The organism is Nocardiopsis sp. CNT312 (genome assembly GCF_000515115.1).
GTDB lineage: Bacteria > Actinomycetota > Actinomycetes > Streptosporangiales > Streptosporangiaceae > Nocardiopsis.
The window spans coordinates 19407-39002 of sequence record NZ_AZXF01000018.1; the positions used below are offsets into that span (position 1 = coordinate 19407).

Annotated in this window: 19 protein-coding genes; 12 read left to right on the forward strand and 7 right to left on the reverse strand. The window is 68.6% G+C overall.

The window, feature by feature from the left end; genetic code table 11:
* Positions 1–613 precede the first annotated feature (613 nt).
* Genes B042_RS0108745 through B042_RS0108755 form a run of 3 tightly spaced genes read left to right on the forward strand, consistent with a single transcriptional unit; the run spans position 614 to position 2482 of the window.
* On the forward strand, positions 614–1276 hold the full coding sequence (locus B042_RS0108745; RefSeq protein WP_197024221.1) for a HemK2/MTQ2 family protein methyltransferase: 663 nt from the start codon (positions 614–616) through the stop codon (positions 1274–1276).
* Positions 1269–1484 carry a CDGSH iron-sulfur domain-containing protein gene (locus B042_RS0108750; RefSeq protein ID WP_028647973.1) on the forward strand — a complete coding sequence of 72 codons (216 nt, stop codon included), beginning with the start codon at positions 1269–1271 and terminating at the stop codon, positions 1482–1484. The genes B042_RS0108745 and B042_RS0108750 overlap by 8 nt, the downstream gene beginning before the upstream one ends.
* Positions 1481–2482 (forward strand): iron-containing redox enzyme family protein, encoded by a 1002-nt coding sequence (locus B042_RS0108755; protein ID WP_028647974.1) that lies wholly within the window; start codon positions 1481–1483, stop codon positions 2480–2482. The genes B042_RS0108750 and B042_RS0108755 overlap by 4 nt, the downstream gene beginning before the upstream one ends.
* 614 nt (positions 2483–3096) lie before the next feature.
* On the opposite strand, the gene B042_RS0108760 is transcribed toward B042_RS0108755, so the two are convergent.
* A complete protein-coding gene (locus B042_RS0108760) occupies positions 3097–3756 on the reverse strand; it encodes a hypothetical protein (RefSeq protein WP_155988976.1) in 660 nt (219 codons plus the stop codon).
* 97 nt (positions 3757–3853) lie between these two features.
* Between B042_RS0108760 and B042_RS0108765 the strand changes: the two genes are divergently transcribed.
* On the forward strand, positions 3854–4744 hold the full coding sequence (locus tag B042_RS0108765; RefSeq protein ID WP_028647976.1) for a hypothetical protein: 891 nt from the start codon (positions 3854–3856) through the stop codon (positions 4742–4744).
* A gap of 145 nt (positions 4745–4889) precedes the next feature.
* Here B042_RS0108765 and B042_RS22460 read toward each other — a convergent pair whose 3' ends face one another.
* Complete coding sequence (locus B042_RS22460) at positions 4890–5306, reverse strand: hypothetical protein (RefSeq protein WP_231493884.1); 417 nt, start codon at positions 5304–5306, stop codon at positions 4890–4892.
* A gap of 214 nt (positions 5307–5520) precedes the next feature.
* Positions 5521–6213, reverse strand: coding sequence for a pyruvate, phosphate dikinase (locus B042_RS0108775; RefSeq protein WP_028647977.1), 693 nt, complete (start codon positions 6211–6213; stop codon positions 5521–5523).
* 265 nt (positions 6214–6478) lie between these two features.
* Here B042_RS0108775 and B042_RS0108780 point away from each other — a divergent pair, with 265 nt between their 5' ends.
* From B042_RS0108780 to B042_RS0108795, 3 genes are all read left to right on the forward strand, one after another.
* On the forward strand, positions 6479–7237 hold the full coding sequence (locus B042_RS0108780; RefSeq protein ID WP_028647978.1) for a metal-dependent hydrolase: 759 nt from the start codon (positions 6479–6481) through the stop codon (positions 7235–7237).
* A gap of 420 nt (positions 7238–7657) precedes the next feature.
* Positions 7658–7957, forward strand: a complete 300-nt coding sequence (locus B042_RS0108790) for a hypothetical protein (protein WP_028647979.1) — start codon at positions 7658–7660, stop codon at positions 7955–7957.
* 42 nt (positions 7958–7999) lie between these two features.
* Positions 8000–8797, forward strand: a complete 798-nt coding sequence (locus tag B042_RS0108795) for an IS5 family transposase (RefSeq protein ID WP_028647980.1) — start codon at positions 8000–8002, stop codon at positions 8795–8797.
* Positions 8798–8991: 194 nt separating this feature from the next.
* Here B042_RS0108795 and B042_RS24310 read toward each other — a convergent pair whose 3' ends face one another.
* From B042_RS24310 to B042_RS0108815, 4 genes are all read right to left on the reverse strand, one after another.
* A complete protein-coding gene (locus B042_RS24310) occupies positions 8992–9324 on the reverse strand; it encodes a hypothetical protein (RefSeq protein ID WP_028647981.1) in 333 nt (110 codons plus the stop codon).
* Between the two features lie 600 nt (positions 9325–9924).
* Positions 9925–11652 (reverse strand): SpoIIE family protein phosphatase, encoded by a 1728-nt coding sequence (locus B042_RS0108805; RefSeq protein WP_028647982.1) that lies wholly within the window; start codon positions 11650–11652, stop codon positions 9925–9927.
* 1064 nt (positions 11653–12716) lie between these two features.
* Positions 12717–13928 (reverse strand): acyl-CoA dehydrogenase family protein, encoded by a 1212-nt coding sequence (locus B042_RS0108810; protein WP_036554358.1) that lies wholly within the window; start codon positions 13926–13928, stop codon positions 12717–12719.
* A gap of 2 nt (positions 13929–13930) precedes the next feature.
* Positions 13931–15109 carry an acyl-CoA dehydrogenase family protein gene (locus B042_RS0108815; protein WP_028647984.1) on the reverse strand — a complete coding sequence of 393 codons (1179 nt, stop codon included), beginning with the start codon at positions 15107–15109 and terminating at the stop codon, positions 13931–13933.
* A 386-nt stretch (positions 15110–15495) separates the two neighbouring features.
* Here B042_RS0108815 and B042_RS0108820 point away from each other — a divergent pair, with 386 nt between their 5' ends.
* From B042_RS0108820 to B042_RS0108840, 5 genes are read left to right on the forward strand one after another with little or no spacing between them, the layout of a single operon-like run.
* Positions 15496–16647 carry a LeuA family protein gene (locus B042_RS0108820; protein ID WP_081748681.1) on the forward strand — a complete coding sequence of 384 codons (1152 nt, stop codon included), beginning with the start codon at positions 15496–15498 and terminating at the stop codon, positions 16645–16647.
* 58 nt (positions 16648–16705) lie between these two features.
* A complete protein-coding gene (locus tag B042_RS0108825) occupies positions 16706–16888 on the forward strand; it encodes a hypothetical protein (protein WP_028647986.1) in 183 nt (60 codons plus the stop codon).
* 3 nt (positions 16889–16891) lie between these two features.
* The gene (locus B042_RS0108830) at positions 16892–17740 is read left to right on the forward strand and encodes a RimK family alpha-L-glutamate ligase (protein WP_028647987.1); all 849 of its coding nucleotides are present in this window, start codon (positions 16892–16894) and stop codon (positions 17738–17740) included.
* Positions 17737–18795: an N-acetyl-gamma-glutamyl-phosphate reductase gene (gene argC / locus B042_RS0108835; RefSeq protein WP_028647988.1), complete on the forward strand. Its 1059-nt coding sequence runs from the start codon at positions 17737–17739 to the stop codon at positions 18793–18795. Before B042_RS0108830 ends, argC begins: the two co-directional genes overlap by 4 nt.
* Positions 18792–19586, forward strand: a complete 795-nt coding sequence (locus B042_RS0108840; RefSeq protein WP_028647989.1) for an acetylglutamate kinase — start codon at positions 18792–18794, stop codon at positions 19584–19586. The genes argC and B042_RS0108840 overlap by 4 nt, the downstream gene beginning before the upstream one ends.
* Positions 19587–19596: the final 10 nt, after the last annotated feature.

Here is a 19596-nt window from a genome sequence, read left to right on the forward strand (position 1 = left end):
AGCGACCCCTCCCCGAGAATGAGCCAACCTAGTATCAACGGCGGGCAAAACACCGCTCACCCGATCACATCAATCCCTGGGAACGCAGTTTCACCCTTGCGATCGGGCACCCTCCGGTTCGCAACACTCGTGCGCAGGCAGCCTCGATGCCAGGGCCCGGAACGCGTGCCAGACCTGTGATCCCGTCTCCTCTCCAACCAGCTCCGGGGTCTTCTCAGAACAAGTTCAGCCGGTTACCCGTCGGCCCCCGCGATGCCGTCCCCTGGAGACCACCAGCTCCGAACAGGCCCCAAGTCCGGAGCGACAGAACCCGGCAGAGAGCGCGAAGCGCGCCGAACACCGGGCTGGTCCCACCACGAGCCCCGTTCCCAGGGACGCGACTCGCACGGGTTCCGCCGGGAGGCACCCACTCGCCGCCCAGGCCCACCTGCCAAGTGCCATAGCAGGCGAACGAGGGCTCCGACAGACCGCCGTGGTCACTCTGCGAACCGGTCCGACCCTCTTCGAGCACGACCGAACCGACCACTCTTCAATCACTCACAGTGATCGACTTTGCCCGGAAAATCACAGCTGAGGCGATTGTGTAGATTCACGGCCGGGTAGTTGCCGGGCCATGCTGATCGTGAGACCACCGGGTGTCTACCGAGCCCAACAGGACACCTCATTGCTGCGCGCCGTGCTGCGCCAGAGGGGTCGGCTCGACCAGCTCACCGGCCGCTCGGTCCTGGACGTCTGTTCGGGTACCGGAGCTCTGGGCATCGAGGCCCTACGTTCCGGTGCGGCCAGCCTCACCTGCGTTGACCTATCACTGCGCTCAGTCCTGGCCAGCTGGCTCAACAGTCGGTTACACGGAGTCCCCGCGACGGTCCGGCGCGGTGACCTGTTCTCTCCCGTGCTCCCGAGACGCTTCGACCTCGTGCTCGCCAACCCGCCCTACATGCCCGCTGCCAGTCTGACACCACCCCGCCACCGGATGGCGAGGTGCTGGGACGCAGGACCCAACGGGCGAATCCTGCTGGACCGTATCTGCGCGGAAGCGAGCTCGGTACTCAACGATGACGGAACCCTGCTGCTCGTACAGTCCGGGCTCGCCGACGAGCAGGCCACCTTGGACCGGCTCATGAAAGCCGGGCTGGTACCTGAGGTTCTCGCCAGAGCCCGTGTTCCGTTCGGCCCGGTGCTGCGAGCGCGTGCTCCGGTGCTGCGCGCCCGCGGGTTGCTGGCCTTCGAGCAGACGGAGGAGGAACTCGTGGTCATCGAGGCGTGCCATGGCTGAGGCCCGTCGCCGAGTCATCATCACCGGTGACGGCCCGATCCTCGTCTACGGACCGGTCGACGTGGAGATGCCCGACGGAACACGCGTGCGCAGCGACCGGACGGTGACCGCGCTGTGCGTGTGCGGCCGCAGTCGGCGCCGACCGTTCTGCGATACCAGCCACCGTCGACGCGCACGCGACAACAGCAGACAGGAACGCGACCCATGAACACAACGATGCCGAGCACACCGGTTCTGCCCGCCCCTCAAGGCCCGGTCTCCGCAGCGGTGCTGTCCGCACTGCGTGGGAACCGGACCGCGTTTCCCACCGTGGACCGGGCCGCGCCCTACGGGAAGGACCTCCAGCTGGCGCTCTACTGCTGTTACGAAACCCATTACCGCGGGTTCGAGGGGGTCGACCCCGCCCGCGAATGGGACCCTACTCTGCTCACGGTCCGCACCGAGCTGGAAAGGGTCTTCCTCGACGCGCTCAGAGACGACGTTCCCACCGGCACGGACGTTGAGGACGAGCTCGCCGAACTCCTCGTCGAACACGTCGACGCGTTCGGTGTCTCCCATCACCTGCGCCGTCAGGGGGAGCTGTGGCAACTGCGCGAATACGTCGCGCACCGCTCGCTCTACCACCTAAAGGAAGCCGACCCTCAGACCTTCGCCATACCTCGCCTGGAGGGCCCGCCGAAGGCCGCTCTGATGACGGTGCAACACGACGAGTACGGCGCGGGGGATACCGAGCGGGCGCACTCCAAGCTCTACGCCGACATGATGGGCGAACTCAGCCTCTCGCAGGCTTACGGTGCCTACCTCGATTCCGCGCCCGCCGAGATGCTGGCCGAGGTCAACTTCATGTCACTGTGCGGGCTGCACCGGGGGTTGCGCGCGGCGCTGATCGGACAGTTCGCCACCGTCGAGCTCACCTCCTCTCCCGGCTCGGACCGACTGGTCAAGGCAATGCGCAGACTGGGCTGCGGTCCGGCTGCCATCAGGTTCTACGCCGAACACGTGGAGGCCGACGCGATGCACGAACAGCTCGTGCGGCGCAAGGTGATCGCGCCGTTACTGAGTGCCGAACCCGAACTGGCCCCCGACGTCGTGCTCGGAATCCGCGCCAGCACGTTCCTGACCGCCCGGTTCGAGGGTCGTCTACTGCACCATTGGAATCGCGGCGAATCGAGCTTCCACGAGGTAGCGGAAGCAGGGAACGCATGAGACCACCCAGACCAACGCCACGGGCCGGTGCCTTCCGCTCAACACAGCCAGGCAGACGACCGGCCTACCCACAGACATCGGCAAAGCACCTGGCGAAGCCCGAGACTTGAGCCCTCGGACAAATCTGACGAGACACCAACGAATTTTGCCCGGACCCGCGTGCTCCGTTCGTGCTCCGCAGTTTTGGACCGGGACGTCAGCAGGCGGCACAGAACGGCATCCTGATTCAGATGGTGCGGGACGTAACAGTACGAAGTAACACGCGTCGGTACCCGGGCACCACTTCTAATCCGACGGTCGCAGGTTCGAATCCTGCCGAGTGCGCCACAAAACCCCAGGTCAGACCGGGCGTGCGAGTCGAACAGGCGAGGCGGGACACCCGTCTGGGGGCGGATTTTGCTCCGTGTGTACTCCCCAGCGCAAGGTCCCGTACGTCCGAGCGAGGACCTCCCAGAGTATTTTGCCATCCCGTGACCCAGACGGCTGTGGGCCGTGTCCGCCCGCCAGCGCCCCACAGGCGCCCCGACTCCGTGGTATGGGGCACCGCTGGGACCCGGGCACGCCCTGCCCCATACCCCGCGACAACGCCACAGGCCCGCTCCAGCACGCCCGTGTCACGCATCCGCTGGACCAGGGGCCCGATCCTCACCCAGCCAGGGCAGGCACGCCACACCCTCGACCATCCGCAGGAGACAATCCACCAGCGAGCCCTCCTCCCTCCACAGGAACCCGCTGCAGGAGACCATCACGGGCCAGCAGTCCGGCTCGCCCACCGCGTGCCAATACCCCACCGCTCCGGACTCGTGGCTCCCCCACGGCACGAGCTCGGCCAGGCCCGGAGCCATCATGAACACGCAGCGCTCACCGGTGTCCGCGTCCTCCAGCACCTCACGGCCCACTCGTTGCAGCTCCGAGCGCATCCACCGCGCGGAACCGGTCTCGCCCTCCCCCAGGGCCCTAAGGTCGGTGGCCGCCGAGACCTCCTGCTCCAGAGGCGCGCGCAGATTCAACCGGACAGGAGACCCCACGGGAAAGGACACCTCCTCGAAACGGGGCATGTGCACCTCCAACTGCCCCACCCACAGCTCCCGGCAGCGGTCCGAGAGCGCTTTGAAGTCCGCGGGCAGCCGCAGCCCCAGCACCGTCTCGACCAGGTCCCGCTCCGCCTCTTGGCGCTGATACCGGCGGCGCGGCGCGCCCGCTCGGCAGATCAGCTCCTCGACCCGCTCCTCCCACCCCATACCGCCTCCCAGCCAGCACGCCTGTCCGGCCACCGCCCCACGACCCGGCCGGAGTCCGGGTGGCGGACTGTCGGTTCCAGCACCTAGAGTCCCCTACGACCCGCACAGCCCACACCCCGGAAAACCCCACATGAGCCGCCACACCCTGCCCCGACCGGTCAACGTCGAGGACCTCTTCCCCGAACTGCGCCCCTGGCGCAAGGAAGCCATACGCCTGCATCCGCGTCCGGGCAACCCCTCCCTCCACGACAGCTCCGTCGGCGGCCCGCTCCTGTGGCCCGAAGGCGAACCCTGGCCCGTATGCGACGGCGACCATGACGACCGCGACACCCAGGAACCCCACGAGGGGGAGGTCTACCTCGTCCCCGTCGTCCAGCTCCACCAAGACCACGCCCCCGACGCGCCCTTCCCTGCGGGACGCGACCTCCTCCAGGTGCTGTGGTGCCCCTACGACCACGGCGAACTGCACTGCCCCCTGCCGCGGGTGTACTGGCGCACCTCACACGAGGTACACCGGGTCCGTCCCACACCCTCACCACACGCCGAAGCATCGGAGAGGTACATCCCCGACCCCTGCACGCTCCACCCCGAAACGGTGAGCGAGTACCCCAGCGGGGACCTCCCCGAGGGCCTGGACGACCTCCTGTGTGTGCGCTTCGACCAACTGGAGCAGGACACCGGTTGGAGCTACCAGTACCACCTCTCCGACGCCCCCGGCATCAAGATCGGCGGCTACCCGGGCTGGACCCAGGACCCGGTGTGGCCGGAGTGCGGCTCGTGCGAGCAGACCATGGACCACCTGCTCACCGTCTCCACCTGGGAGTACGATGCAGCCTCCTGGCACACCTGGCTCCCGGTGGAGGACCGGCCCGGCGACGGCGAAGAGCCGTGGGACCACGAGCGGGCCCGCGCGGCACAGAACCCCGCCGGGCTGATGCTGGGAGACGCCGGCGGCCTCTACGTCTTCGAGTGCCGCTCCTGCCCCGACCGCCCCACCGACCACTGGTTCGACTGCTCCTGAACTGAGCTCTCCCGGCCAGCGCACGGCACCGCTGACCAGTGCTCATATGGTCAGGACACCACAGCCCCAACCAGCGGCCGTGGAGCCCACACAGGCCCACACAGACCCCGGGGTGCCGGTTGGGGTGGTGGGTGCGGCCGGGGGGTCATCCGGGGGTGAGCAGGGTGCTCATCCGGTGGACGCGGTCGGTCTGGAGAAAGGTGAGCCAGTCCCATGCGCCTTCTTCGGCGCCGATCCAGGAGGCGAGGCAGCGGCGGAAGAACTGGGAGGGGGCGCCGGTGGCGGTGCCGATCCAGTCGTGTTCGGGGGTGCCGAGGGCGAGGTAGGAGCGGTGCCGGTCGTGGACCAGGTGGTGGGCGGCGTCGATCCAGTCGTGTTCGGGGGTGCATGGTGACGGGTGCGGGGACGCGGTCGAGGAAGGCGTGGTGGTCGCGGTCGGTGGCCACGACGTGGATGTGGGTGTGGTCGTAGCAGGCGCCGCCTTTGTCGCGGAAGTCGTAGCTGCCGTGTTCGAAGACGAGGCTGTCCAGGCCGCTGCGTCGGCGGGAGTGCGTTGATCCACTCGGCCGTGGCCTCGGCGGTCGCTCCGACCAGGCGGGGCAGGTTGCGTTCCTCGGAGTCGGATGCCGTGCGCACGACGAGGTGGGTATCGGGTGCGAACCGTTCCCGGAGTTGGCGGCCGGTGACCGAGGCCGGGTTCGGGAAGGCCTGGACGGGTGTGCGCAGCAGGCCGTGGCGTTCCAGGGCGGTGACGGCCCGCGCCTTGCCCATGGCGTTCATGAGGCCCGCGCCAGGGGCTCGGCCGTGATGGGGCGGACCTGGAGCACGATGACCGCCGCGCCGGTCCACGCCCACTCGACGTCGACGTCGAACCCGAAGTGGTCGGCCAACAGCAGGCACACCCGGCGCAGGCCGCGTGTGAGGGCCAGAGCGGGGACGGGGTGGCCGGTGGTGTCGACGGCGATCCGTGGGCCCTCGGCGCGGGCGCGGAGCTGCGGGGCCTCGCCGGCGGTCACCCCGTCCGGCCGTCGGGTGGCCTCGACCAGCACACAGCGGTTGTGGGTGAAGGCCACGCCGTAGAGGAGCGCGTCGATCTGCTCCTGGACGAGGATGCAGGCCCCGGCCGCGCCGTCGATGTTGTGGGCGGTGGTGAAGTCCTGGTCAATCACCCGCACCAGCGCCTGGGCGTCCGGTGGGCAGTTGAGTACGGAGAGGGTGCGTCCGGCCTGGGCGGTGTCCGGCAGGTCCTCGCGGGCGCTGGTGCGGAGCACGACCCGGTGGGGCCGGTACAGGCGCAGCCAGGTCGCCGTCGCGGTGACGGCTTCGGCGGTCCCGTGGGTGAGGTCCTCGGTGCGGAGGCAGAGCGCGGGAGGGACCGGCAGGCCCAGGTGCGCGGTCTCGCTCAGCCGGGCGGCCTTGGGGCACCAGAGTCCGGGTTCCAGTTCCTGGGTGAGCAGGTCAGCGGCCATCGGCGCACCTGCTGGTCAGTGGTGCCGTCAGGGCAGGGGTGCCCTCGTCGAATCCATCCATGCGCCCACTGTGGCGAGACCGGGGCGACGAGCCCGTGACCAACCGGTCATAGGTGTGACGACCGCAGGGTCACGGGCTTTGAGCAGGTGACGGGAGGCGAGGGCGGCACACACCAGACCTGCCAGCGTTCCCGGAACGAAACACCTCTGTCCGAGAGACAGTCAGGACGTCTTCCTCTCCCCTTTTCCACGCCCGGAGATACTGATGATGGGTTCATCGCACGCCGCGACCGGTGTGCTTGCAGGCGCGGCCATCGGTGTGCTGTGCGGTTCCGATCCCGTGGACGTGCTGTCGTGCGCCGCGATCGGAGCGGGTGCCGCGCTGCTTCCCGATCTGGACGAACCGGGCAGCACCGTGGGCCGGTCGCTGGGTCTAGTGACGGAGAAGGTGTCGGAGAAGCTGCGGGAGGCCTCGCGGCACGTGTACCAACGCACGGCTACGGATGTGGAGCTGGCCGCGGCCAAGGACGGGGCCCATCGCTACCTGACGCACACGGTCCCCGCGTGTGCGGCCTTCGGCCTGGTGGCGTTGGTGGTGGCGGCGATCGCGCCGTTGAGCACCGGGCTGGTGGTGTTCGCGATGGCCGCGCTGGGCTTGGGGACGGTAGCCCGGTCCTTGAAAAAGTGGGGCCCGGCGAGGAAGCGAAGACTCGCGGCATCGGTGATGGCGGTGGTCATCGCGGCTGGTGCGATGTTCGCTGAGGGTGGGGGTCCTGCACCGTGGTTGATCGGGGTGACGGTCGCCGGCGGCGCGTTGACACACGTTCTGGGTGACTGGCTGACCCGGTCGGGGGTGCCGCTGGCCTGGCCGTTCGTGGTGCGCGGCAAGAGGTGGTGGATGTTCAGGTCGCCGGTGGCGTTCCACACGGGCAAGAGCAGGGTCGAGGACGGAATCCGGTGGGCGTCGCTGGCGGGCCTGCCGTTGATGCTCGTCCTGAGCTGGCCTCCACCCACGGTGGGATGAGAGAACACACCGAACCCCTCCGATCACGGCCTGTTGTGGCCAACGGCTGCGGAATGTCATCGTCCGGTGGTAGGCAGTTAGCGTTCCTTCCTCCCCCAGAATCTGGAGGCGGTGTGACCGCGCGCAACTTCAAGGGGCAGTTCTCCTCGTGGCCATCGACAGCGTTCTTCATCTTCTGCGGCGTGCTGCTGCTGGCGATGCTCGCCGACTGACCAGAAGGGCACCCGACCGCTGGAGGGCTACCGCTTCAGAGTGGATCGAGGTGCGCTAACCAGTGCCGGGAGGCGATCCCGGCGCACGCCGAGCCCGACGCAAGACAGCAGCCGCTGGACTCAGCGGACCTGAGCCCCACGTACACGGCGACAACCCGAGGATGTACGAGGGCGTCCCACATCGAAATCCCTGGCACTGAGGAGCGCCGTGTCCCCTGTTCAGATCATCCGCACGATAGCCATGGCCCTGATCGTCGGCGGCACAGCCCTCGGGCTGGTTCCCAGCGGGTCCTGTGGGGCGGGCTGGTGGAGCTTCCCGGGCGGCGACGAACTCTACGGGTGGTTCGCCTTCGGAGAGGCGCCGCCCAACATCGGAATCGGAGTGTGCGAGACGGCCATGGCACCGGTGGGGTCGTGGGCGATCGCGTTGATCGTGGTCGGGGCGACCCTGCTCGCGGGGGTGTGGAAGTACACCCGGGACCGGCCAAAGGACGGGCCGGATCATTAGAGCTCATCTCATTTGGATTCTCGGTAACCTGGCCGCGTGTCGATGGTTGAACGCCTTGCGCCGGATGAGCTGCGGGAACTGTTCCAGCGAGTGCTGCCCGAGGCGCCCACGCGGCCCCCGGGCGACGGCAGGCGCAGACACGGGGACCGTGAGGTGTTGGCCGCGATCGTCTTCGTGGCCACGTCCGGCCGTACCTGGGCGCAGCTCCCTCCGGTGTTCGGCCCCTCCGGGCCCACCGCGCACCGGCGCTTCAGCGAGTGGACCCGGGCCCGGGTCTGGGCCAAGCTGCACCGGCTGGTCCTGGACGAACTCGGTGCCCGCGGCGAGGTGGACTGGTCGCGGTGCGCGATCGACTCGGTGAACATGCGTGCTCTCAAAGGGGGGGACCTGACAGGTCCGAATCCTGTCGATCGGGGCAAGAGTGGCGCGAAGATCCACTTGATCACTGATCGAACCGGACTTTCGATCTCGATGGCGATCTCGGGTGCGCACCTGCACGACAGCCAAGCTTTGCAACCGCTGGTGCGGGCGATAGCGCCCGTCAGGTCCCGGCGAGGCCGCAGGCGGCGCAAGCCGGGCAAGCTTCACGGGGACAAGGGCTATGACTACGACCACCCGCGCCGGTGGCTCCGTGAACACGGGATGGTCCATCGCCTGGCCCGCAAGGGTGCGGAGTCCTCGAAGCGGTTGGGGCGGCACCGGTGGCAGGTCGAGCGGACCATGGCCTGGCTGGCCGGATGCCGCCGCCTGCACCGCCGCTACGAGCGCAAAGCCGAGCACTTCCTCGCGTTCGCCGACATCGCCCGCACGTTGATCTGCCTCCGCAGACTCACCAAATGAGATGAGCTCTTAGCCGTCTCTGACGACACCGTGGTGTCGAGGATGGCATGGACGCAACGCAACAGGTCGTTCCTGAGGTCGCCGGTGATACCCAGCAGCTCGGAGATGACGCGCACCGGGAGGAAACAGGCGAACCCGGCGCGGAGGTCGACCGCCTCGCCCGGGACCGTGTCCGCGAGGTCGGCGACAAGGTCCTAGGTGAGCGCTCTGGTGCGCGGTTCCAGCGCCGCGGTCCTCCTTGCGGTGAAGGCCTTGGCGACGAGCTTGCGCAGCCTCCTGTGCTCGTCCCCGTGGTCCGTGATCATGTTCCGGTCGCCCACCCACAGTGCGAGCGGCCGGGTCCGGGCCCGTTCGCTCTCTCCGTTCCCCCACACGGGCCAGTGCTGGTAGGTGTCGCGGGAGGCCCGGTCGTCGGTCAGGAGCTGCTTGATCAGGGCTTGGTCGAGCAGCATCCAGGTGCGTACCCCCTCCGGGGAGTTCCACACGAGCCGTTCGGCCCCGCTCACGGAGCCGAGCGATCTCGCCATGGACGTCCTGCCCAGAGGCGTCAACAGCGAAGGGGCATCCCCCACGGAATCCATGTCGCTCATACTCAGGGCTCCCGCGTCAGAGTTAGGGGGTTTCCGGTTCGAAGCCCTTCATCGTTGGTGTGGAGGTCGTGGTTGGTCATCGTCACCGTGGTTGTTGCCTGCCCTCGCCCTGCTTGTGCCAATTAGTGAAGGTTATTCCCTGGTGTTCCACTTGGGCCTGACTCAGAGGGATGCCCGCGTCCGGGGCCAGGCGGTGCACGCACCCGGCCTCGTGGAACCAGCGCAGGGCGAAGAGGGCTTGGCGGAACGGCACCAGGGCTCGGGAGCCTTTTCGGGGTGGCGATCCTGCGGCGGTGGGTGGCCAGATGTCGGGCGGGAACCTCGACCACGTGGCGGGGATGTCGAGCGTGGCAGAATTAGGGGGCCAACGTGGGGCCTCTGGTTCAACGGACGATCTTGTGGAAGAGAACCGTCCCACCAGGGGCTTCACGCCTGTGTGCGGTGATTCCCCAATGTCTACTCCCGTCTCTTTCGCGAACTTGATCCGGTTTCCTGGTCCGCGTTTCGCTGAGAAAACCTCACTGGAGGACACCGGCTTCACCTGTCGCCCTCCTTTGCTGGGATGCGGACAGTGAGCAATGCAGCATCGTCGTCATTGGTGTCTGGACGCGCACGTTCCAGTAGGTGGTCAGCGAAGGAATTCAGGGAGCGGTGTGCGAGGGACGCCGCGTGCTGGCGCATGCGCCTCAATCCTGTTTCCAGTGACTGTCCTCGGGCTTCGACCAGGCCGTCCGTGTAGAACAGGAGCGTCGATCCGGGCGGCAGGACAACGCGCGCATCGGCACGCGGACACGGCACCCCCGTACCGAGAAGGATCCCGTTGCCCTCTTCGAGGTACTGGGTTATACCGTCATGATGGATGAGGAGGGGCGGGGGATGGCCGGCGCTCGCCCACAGAAGTTCCCACTGTCCGACCTTGTTGACCTTCAGATGACCCAGGACGAAGGTGGCCATGGAGACATCACTGATGCGCTCGAGGGTTTGGTCCAGGCGCTCGATCGTGCTATGAGGGGCTTGCTCCTGGGCCCAGGCATAGGCTCGGAGCATATTGCGAAGCTGAGCCATGCCGGCTGCTGCTTCCAAGTCGTGACCGACGACATCACCGATGACCAGAGCCGTGTCGCCGCCGGGCAGAGGGAACGCGTCGTACCAGTCACCACCGACGTGTGAGACGTCCGGGGCAGGCAGGTACCGAGCTGTCATCTCCAATCCCGACAGCTGTGGGAGCTGGGGCAACAGGTAGCGTTGCATGGTCTCGACGACTTGGCGTTGGCGCTGGTAGTGGCGTGCGTTCTCCAAGGCGATGCCGATACGCCGGGCGATGTCCTCGAGAAGAGAGAGGTCGCTCCGAACAAAAGGATGATGCGATCCCACACGCCCCAGAGTCATAGCGCCCAGCACTTCGCGTGGCCCGCGGATGGGAGCGATGGCCGCGGTGTTGATACCTGTCACCTCGAACAGCTTGCGCTGCTCCACCGCGATACCCGTATCGGGAGGCCCAGAGTAGATTTCACGGTTGACGAGGGTGGAAGCGGCGCCTCGCAAGGCTTTGGACAGGGGCATACTCGAGGTTTCGGGCACCGGAGGCATCGGTCCCTGCAGGTCTTGGCGTACTGTGATTTTCCCGTTGTTCGCGTGGGCCACCAAAGAGCGAGAAACCTCGTCGTTTTCGGTGATCAAGTCGATGACCACCCAGTCCGCGAGGCCTGGAAGCATCAATTCCACCACCCACATCAAAGACTTTTTCACATCAACGTTGCTAATCAGATGTGCGGTGGTGTCGGCCAGCAGAGCCAGTCGTTCTATTTCCGACAGTGTCCGTCGGGGCGAGGCGGATCGCTCAGGGTTCCCCTCATCCTGTTCGACAGCCTGGAAGACGATCAGTTCGGTGATCTGAGAAGTGTCGGAGGCACAGGGGACAGCGGACCACACCACAGGAAGAAGCGTGTCGTCACCTCGCTGGAACCAGGACTTTCCGGAGCGCGAGAAAGGACTTGACAATTCCTCATGGGAAACGTCGAGTTTTTTCTTGGCAACCATGTTCCCTTGGGCATTGCGGTGTAGCAGCTCCTGGGCGTCGCGCCCGATCAGGTCATCGGCGGAGCAGGCCAGCAGTCGCAGGGCAGCGGAGTTTACCGCGACGAGGCGCTCCTTCTCGTCGACAGCGTACACACCCGCGCTTATACAGTCCAGCGCCTCTTCAAGGGACCGGTGCCGACCTGACACATCGGACAAATCGCTCCATGTATCAGGATTATCGCTCATAGCAACTCCTTCCCCCATGGCCTCGATCGCGCACCTACCCAGGTCGGAGATCAATCATATCCAGCACCTACCCAATACTTCTGCAAAGGACCACTCTGCTCAGGCAGGAAACCAGAGAAACCCATGCCTGAGTCGTGTGCGAGAGCGGGTCTCACGATGGCCGGTACTGGTGAGACTCTGGCGTTCACGGGTTTTCTTTGACACCGACTCAAAGTCAACCATGAACACCCCAAAAAATTTTCAATACGACACCCTGTGCGGTGATCTTGGCTTGCTTCGGTCGAATCGGAAAAGCGTGCGGCATCGGTCCGCGCACCCTAGTCAACGCCCAGACTCTCGAAGCAGACGCCATCGCGGTAACCGGGGACCTGTGCGAACAGGACGCCTCCGTCTGGCACTGGAAACATCCGGCCCCCGTAACTGCTCCCGGCAGCTCGCGATGAGCAGCGGCTGAGAGCCCCAGCGCTCCGGGGACATGGCGGCTCAGTTGGCGCTGATCCAAGTGCTTTGCGCTTGAAATACCGCGTGTTAGTTGCTCCCTTGTTGGTATGTCGTCCCAGGCCCTTCCCCCCATACCGATCACGCTATCGGCCGATGAACGCGCTGAACCGGAGCGCCGGGCCGCCTCACCGGATCAGCACCCGGCCGAACGGGACCGCATCATCATGGCGTGCGCTGAAGGGCTGTCCAACGCAGAAGCCGCACAAGCGGTCGGCGTCACCTCCACCACGGCGTCCAAGTGACGCCGCAGGTTCGCCGCCCAGCGCTTGGCCGGGCTAGCCGATACCGCCCGCATCGGCCGACCCAAGGCCGACCTGGGCGTGGATGGGGGAACCGTGAACCGTTGGCGGGCCCGGTTCATCGCCCGGTGCCTGGACGGGCTGCACGACGAGCCCCGCCGGGGCCGACCGCCCGCCGGAACGGTGGTGATGGGGACGGCGGTGTCCGCGCCCGGCCCTCGGCGGCACCCGCTCCCGGAGCCGCCACCTGCTGCCGCCGACCGGTCTCGCGGCGGTGGTACCGGCGGGAGTGCTCGCCGACCGCGGCGGCCGGGGCGGCGGGGGTCAGGGGCCGTCGAGACCGGAGGGGTCACGGCCGAGGCCAGCGGGTGTCACCCAGTCGAACTCCGCGTAGACCGCCGGGCCTAGACCTGTCGACTCGGCGACCTGCTCGCGCAGCCGGTTGGAGGTGAACCCGCCGATGACGTTCATTTCGGCGTCCCGGTACAGGCGCTCCACCTCGTGCCCCTTGGTGACACCGGCCGCGCCGTGGATTTGGACAGCGCGCACCACCACCCCGACCGCCATCTCTGTGGCATAGATCTTGAGCTTGGCGATCAGGTCCCGGGCCGAACGGCCCGCGACACGCTCGTGCAGGGCCCGGCGGGCGAGCAGCCGGGCCGCGTCGATCTGGGCACGGGACTCGGCGAGCTGGGCCTGCACCCCCTCCATGTGCGCCAGCGGACGGCCGAACGAGACCCGCTCCTTGGCATGCCGCACCGACGCGGCCAGCGCCGACTCTGCGATGGCGATGGCCGAGAACGAGGTCTTCAGCCACCCCCAGGCCATCCCCTCGGCCAGTTCCTCGAAGGGCACCGGGACGACGTCGGCCGCGTCGACGTGCGCGTCTGTGAAGACGATGCCGCCCCAGGGCATCCCCCGCAGCCCCATGTGCGGGATGTCGTAGCGGCGGACGCCGGGCTGGCGCAGGTCCACGAAGGCCAGGCACCAATCCGGCCCGTCGTCCCCCGGCGGCTTCTCCCGTCGAGCCAGGGTCACAGCCACGTCGGCGACCGGCGCGTTGGAGATACGGGACTTCTCCCCGCTGATGTAGAATCCGCCCCCGGGCGTGTCAGCCGGGCGCACGGCGCTCCGGAACGTGGAGGCGTCACTGCCGGCCTCCGTCTCGACCACCGCGAACGCGGCCAGCCTGCGCCCCTCCACCAGGGAGCGGACCAGGTCCCCGTGCCGTTCGGTGCCCCCGTAGGTGAAGATCAGCTTGGCGCACAGCAGCGCCGACACGGTCGCCGTCCAGTAGGTGCCCGGGCAGGCCCGTGCCAGCGCCTCCAGCGCCGCTGCCTGGGTGGCGGGGCTCCCGCCGGTGCCGCCGACCGCCTCGGGATGGAACAGCCGCAGGTATCCGCTCTCGACGATCTCCGTCCAGTTCTGCGGCGGCATCCTCCCCTCCTCATCGGTGCGTGAGGCCCGGGACGCGATGCCAGGGAAGCTCCACACTGTGTCGAGCGGCGGGCGGATCGGTTCGGTTCCGGTCGTCATGTTCACCCCAGTTCCAGGAGGGAGGCCGCGATCACGGGCCTGAGCACCTCGGTGCCGCCCCCGGTCGCGGAGAAGAACAGTGCGTCGCGGTGGGCGCGCCCGGCCAGGTCGTCGCCGCTGGGGGCGAACGGGCCGGACAGGTGCGCCGCGCGTTCGGCGATATCCCGGGCTGCGGACGCCGCGAACAGGCGCGCGGACGCGGCGTCCCGGCGGGAGGGCCGATCGGCGGCGTCGAACCCGGCCGCCGCCCGGCGCACCACCTCCGAGGCGAGTTCGACACGGATGGACAGGTCCGCCAGGGTGAACCGGACAGTCTGGTCGTGCGCCAGGGGCCGGCCGAAGAGTCGGCGTTCGCGGGCGGTGCCGACGGCCTCCCGGGCGAGAGCACGCATGACGCCGATCCACGGGGCACTGGTGAAGGTCCAGTCCAGCACCGCCAGCAGCGGCTCCACCTCGTCCGCAGCGCCGCCGACCGTGCCCAGAACCGCGCGGTCGGGAGCGAAGCAATCATTGAGGACGACCCGCCCCCAAGGGCAGGTGCGCATGGCGGTCGGCTCCCCCTCCCCTACCTCCAGCCCGTCCGCCTCCCGGTCCACGACGAACGCCGTGCGACCGCCGCCGTCGAGCGCGGCGACGACCAGGAGGTGGTGGGCCACCGGGGCACCCGCGACCAGGTCCAGTTCCCCCCGGAGCAGCCAGCCGCCGGGGACCGGCCGGGCGGCGACGGCGGCGGGCGCCTGGGCCGTGCCCTGGGTCTGTCGCAGGGACAGGCCGCCCACCCACTCCCCCGACGCCATCCGAGGCAGGTAGTCAAGTTTGATCGTCTCGGTGCCGAAGGCCCGGAGCGGGACTGTGACGAGAACGGCGTGCACCACCACGGCCAGTGCCAGGCCCGGGTCCCGGGAGCCCTCTCCCAGGCCTTCGAGCAGGGCACAGGTCTGCGTGGCGGACAGGCCCCCGCCACCCCGTGTAAGCGGTACGAGCGGCCCGGCCAGCCCCGGCCCGGGGCCTCCTCCTGCCAGTTCCGAGAAGAGTTCGGGGTCCCACCCGCGGTCGCGATCGCGTGGGGCGGCGCTCGGCCGTACCACCCGGTCCGCCAGTCGTCGGGCCCCCTCGGCCAGTAGCGGTTCCGCACCGACGGTGCCGGTACCGGTGTCGACGGGGGCGTCCAGAAGCGTCATCGGATCTCCTTCCTCCTCCCCCGCGGGTTCCGGTCCGGTGCTTCGGGCGCACCGGACCGACGCGAAGAAGGGTGACGGCTCCCGGGCCGGGGGCAATCGCGATCACCCGATTCCACCGCGCCCGGGAACGGACCCGAGCAAAGTATCCGACCACCACCGCTGGACACCGGTGCCTGAGGGGAGCACCGCACAACCCTGTCCGAAAATTTAAACAGACATATTTCCCTGACACCACATGAAGTTACTTTTCATGGATTTGACACTCCAGGCATTGCCCGCACCGCCGCGCACCGACAACCATGTTCCTCGGCTCGTCGGACACCGCATTCGACAGCCGGAATCTCCGACGACCACTATTTGAGGAAAAAGAAAGGAGAGCAAACACCATGGAAAAATTTCCCCGTGAATCCTCCGTCCCGGAACCGCCACACCTGTCGGACGCGACCCTGAGGGACTCCGCGCACATGGCAGGCGTCGAATTCGGCCCCGGCGACGCCGCGGTCATCGCCGACCTGCTCGTACGGACCGGCGTCGACCTCGTCGAGGTGGGCATGGTGTCGGGCCCCGGCTCCAAGGACGCCGACCTCATCCTCGCCACCCACGAGGCCGTGAGCCCCGAGCGCAGCATGACGCTCGTGGTCGTGCGGGACCGCAAGCAGGTCGCCACCGCGCTGGACGAGGCCGAGCGCCTGGGCGTGCGCCACATCATGTACTCCATCCCCACCTCGGAGCAGCACGCCGCGCTCAAGCTCGGCTCCCCCAGCGCCAAGTTCCTGACGGCCCTCGCCCGGTCGGCGATCGCCCAGGCCAAGGACCGCGGCTTCCACGTCACCTTCAGCGGCGAGGACGGTGCGCGCACCCCCCGGGAGCGGCTCGTCCCCTACGTCACGGCGGGTTTCGCCGCCGGAGCGGACCGGTTCCGGCTGGCCGAGACCGTCGCCTACCTGTCGCCCTGGCAGATGGAGGAGGTGGTCGCCGACATCTCCGCGATCGACGGCGCGGAGATCGAGATCCACTCCCACAACATGCTGGGCATGGCGGTCGCGAACTCCCTCGCAGCCCTGCGCGCGGGGGCGCGCTGGATCTCGGCGACGGTCGGGGGGATCGGCGAGCGGGGCGGAAACGCGCCCCTGGCCGAGCTCCTCACCGCCCTGCGGGTCGTCCACGACGACACCCGGTTCGACCTCTCACACCTGACCGAGCTGTCGCGCGTCGCGCTCCGGGGCTCGGGCCTGGGCGGCGCCTTCCAGTCGGGGCCGACCACCCCGCACGCCTTCGCCTACGAGCTCCCCGGGCAGCTGAACAACCCGGCGGCCTACGAGACGCTCCCCGCCGAGCTGGTGGGGAACACCCGCCGGCTCAGCGTACGCACCCGCCTGACCCCCGCGCTCGTGAAGTGGGCGCTCGCCGACTCCGGTGTCTCCGTCGACACCGCTTCCTTCACCTCATGGCTGGCCGACCGACAGGAACGGGAAGGCCGCCCGCTCCTGGACCAGGACGCCATCCGCAAGGCCGCCATCGATTTCCAGGCCGCCTGAGCGCACCTCTCGGAAAACATATTCCCACGCCAAAATACCCAGAGTACGGAGTTCTCCCATGCCCGCCACCCTCACCGGCACCTGCCCCGAATGCGAAACGGATCTGACCGTTCCGCCGATCGTCCGGGGAGAAACCCTTTCCTGCCCCGAATGCATGCTCACGCTCCGCGTCGAGGACATCGACGGCGAGCGACTCGACCTCGAAATGGTCGAGGTCCAACTCCGCGATTGGGGACAGTAGGAAATGAAACATCGAATTGCTATCGTTGCGGACCGCCTGGGCTGGGAGGAGCGCCGCCTGATCGAGGCAGCCCCCGCCGCCGGGATCGATGCGGAGTGGGTCAACGACGAGTCCCTGGGGCTGGGCCACCGGGATGCCCCGGCCGTCCGGGACCACGATCTGCTCCTCATCCGCAGCCGCAGCTACACCCGCGGCGGGCTGGCCGCTACCCTCGCCGAGGCCGACGGTGCACGGGTCCTCAACACGGCCTCGGCCATCCACACCTGCGAGAACAAGCTGGCCCTGCGCGCGGTCCTGCGAGCCGCCGAGATCCCCGTCCCGGACTTCCGACTGGTCCTGTCCCGCAAGGACTACGGGCGAGCCTTGGAGGAACTCGGCGCGCCCCTGGTGCTCAAGCCGGTCCACGGAGGCATGGGCAAGCGCGTGGCGCTCGTCCGCGACCCCGACCTCGCGCACTCCCTCTACGACTATGTCGAGGACCTGGGCCACGCCTTCGAGCAGGCGTGCCTGGCTGAGGAGTACCTGGGCGGCGGGTCCGTCCGCTGCCTCGTCATCGGCAGGGAGATCGCCGCCGCAGCCGAGTTCGAGAGCGCGGGGACCGACTGGCGCAGCAACGCGGCCCTGGGCAACCGGAGCCGGGCTCTGGGCCAGGATCCGGAGGTCCGCAAGGTCGTGGACGGGGTCGTGGACCTGCTCGGCCCCGGGATCTACGGGGTCGACCTCTTCCGGACCCCCGACGGCTACCTCGTCAACGAGGTTAACCACGCCCCGGCCTGGCGCGGGGTTGACTCGACCACGGAGGCCGACATCGCCTCCTCCGTCCTGCGGTACGTGCAGGAGGTCCTGGGATGACCCGGGTGGGCATCGTCGGTGCCTCCGGGCTGGCCGGCGGCGAACTGATCAAACTTGTCCTCCAGCACCCCGAGCTCGAACTCACCTACCTGGGCGGTGACTCCAGCGTCGGGCGGCGCCCGGTCCACCTGCACCCAGGGCTCCGTCTCGACCTGGGCCTGACCGTAGAGCCGGTCGTGGCCGACACCATCGCCAAACGCTGCGACGCGGTGTTCCTGGCCACCCCTGCCCCGGTGTCGGCCCGGCTCGCCGAGGAGCTGGCCGACCGTGTCGAGTGCGTGGCCGACCTGAGCGGCGCCTTCCGTATCCACACCCCCGACCTGCACGAACGCTGGTACCCCAAGGTCGACCGGCAGCCCGGGTTGGCCGAGCGCTTCGTCTACGGGGTGCCCGAACTCGTGGGCGACCGCCTGGTCGGCGCCCCGTTGATCTCGGTCCCCGGCTGCTACGCCACCGCCATGACCCTGGGACTCGCCCCGCTGGTACTGGGCCTGGGCCTGAACCTGAGGACCGTGGTGGTGGACGGCAAGAGCGGGTCCAGCGGCGGCGGCCTCCAGATGCGCGTTCCGGACCTGCACCCCTTCCGCAACGGCGCGATCGCGCCCTACGCGCCGACCGGGCACCGGCACGCCGCTGAGGTCGGCGACTTCCTGGAACGCGGTCGCCCCGGCTCGGTCGGTTCGCTGACCATGTCGGCCTACGGGGTGTCGCACGTGCGCGGGCTGCTCGCCAGCGCCTACGCCTTCACCGATGACGAGGTGGATGGTTCCGCGCTCCAGCGGACGTACCTGCGCTTCTACCGCGGGCACCCCTTCGTGCGGGTGCGCCGCCACACCGAGACCCTCATCCCGGTCCCCGACCCGCAAGCCACCCTCGGCTCCAACTACTGCGACGTGACGGCCCTGCACGACCCGGACGGGGGGCGCATCGTCGTCCTGGCCGCCCTCGACAACCTCGTGAAGGGGGCCGCTGGGCAAGCCGTCCAGGCACTCAACCTGCGCTATTCGCTCCCGGAGGAGACGGGGTTGTCGATGCAGCCCATGGTGCCGGCGTGAGCGCGCACACCGCACCGACCGTGGTGAAGCTGGGCGGCAGCGGCATCGAGGACTTCGACGACGCCTGGTGGGAGTCCCTGACCGCCTACGGGCGGGAACACCCGCTGGTCCTGGTCCACGGCTGGTCCAAGCCGCTCCGGAGACTGCGACCGCAGTACAGCGAGCCGTCCGCGATCCTGCGCGACCGCTACGGCAACCAGAGCCGCTGGACCACACCCGAGGTCATCGAGGACATCAAGACCATCAGCGCCCGGCTGGGCGAGGAGGTCCTGGACCGCCTCCACCGGAACGGGATCTCCGCGGAGCGGCACCTGGGCAGCGACGGCCTGGTCAGCGCGGGCCCCGGGGAGCGCTGGTGGTGGCGGGGCCGGCAGCTCGTCGAGATGGAGAACCTGGTCGGCCCGATCACCAGCGTGGAACCCGCCCCGCTCAAGGACCTGCGCCCGGGCCACGCCCACCTGGTCACCCCCCTGGCCCGCAACGACGCGGGCCAGGAGGTCAACACCGACGCGGACCGGGCTGCCGCCGCCCTCGCGGGCGCGGTGGGCGCCGCGGATCTGATCCTGGTCACCGACGTCACCCACCTGTTGGTGGACGGTGAGCCAGTGCACCGAATCACGGCGCGGTCCGCGGCCGAGTTCCGCGACCGGGGCGCCACCGGGGGCATGCGCAAGAAGCTCCGGGCGGCGGGCGAGGCCCTGGACCGGGGCGTGGAGCGGGTCGTCATCGGCAGCGCCCCCGTCCCGGACCTGCTCTCCGGCCGGACCGGCACCGTGATCACACGAACCTGAGGAGCCCTTC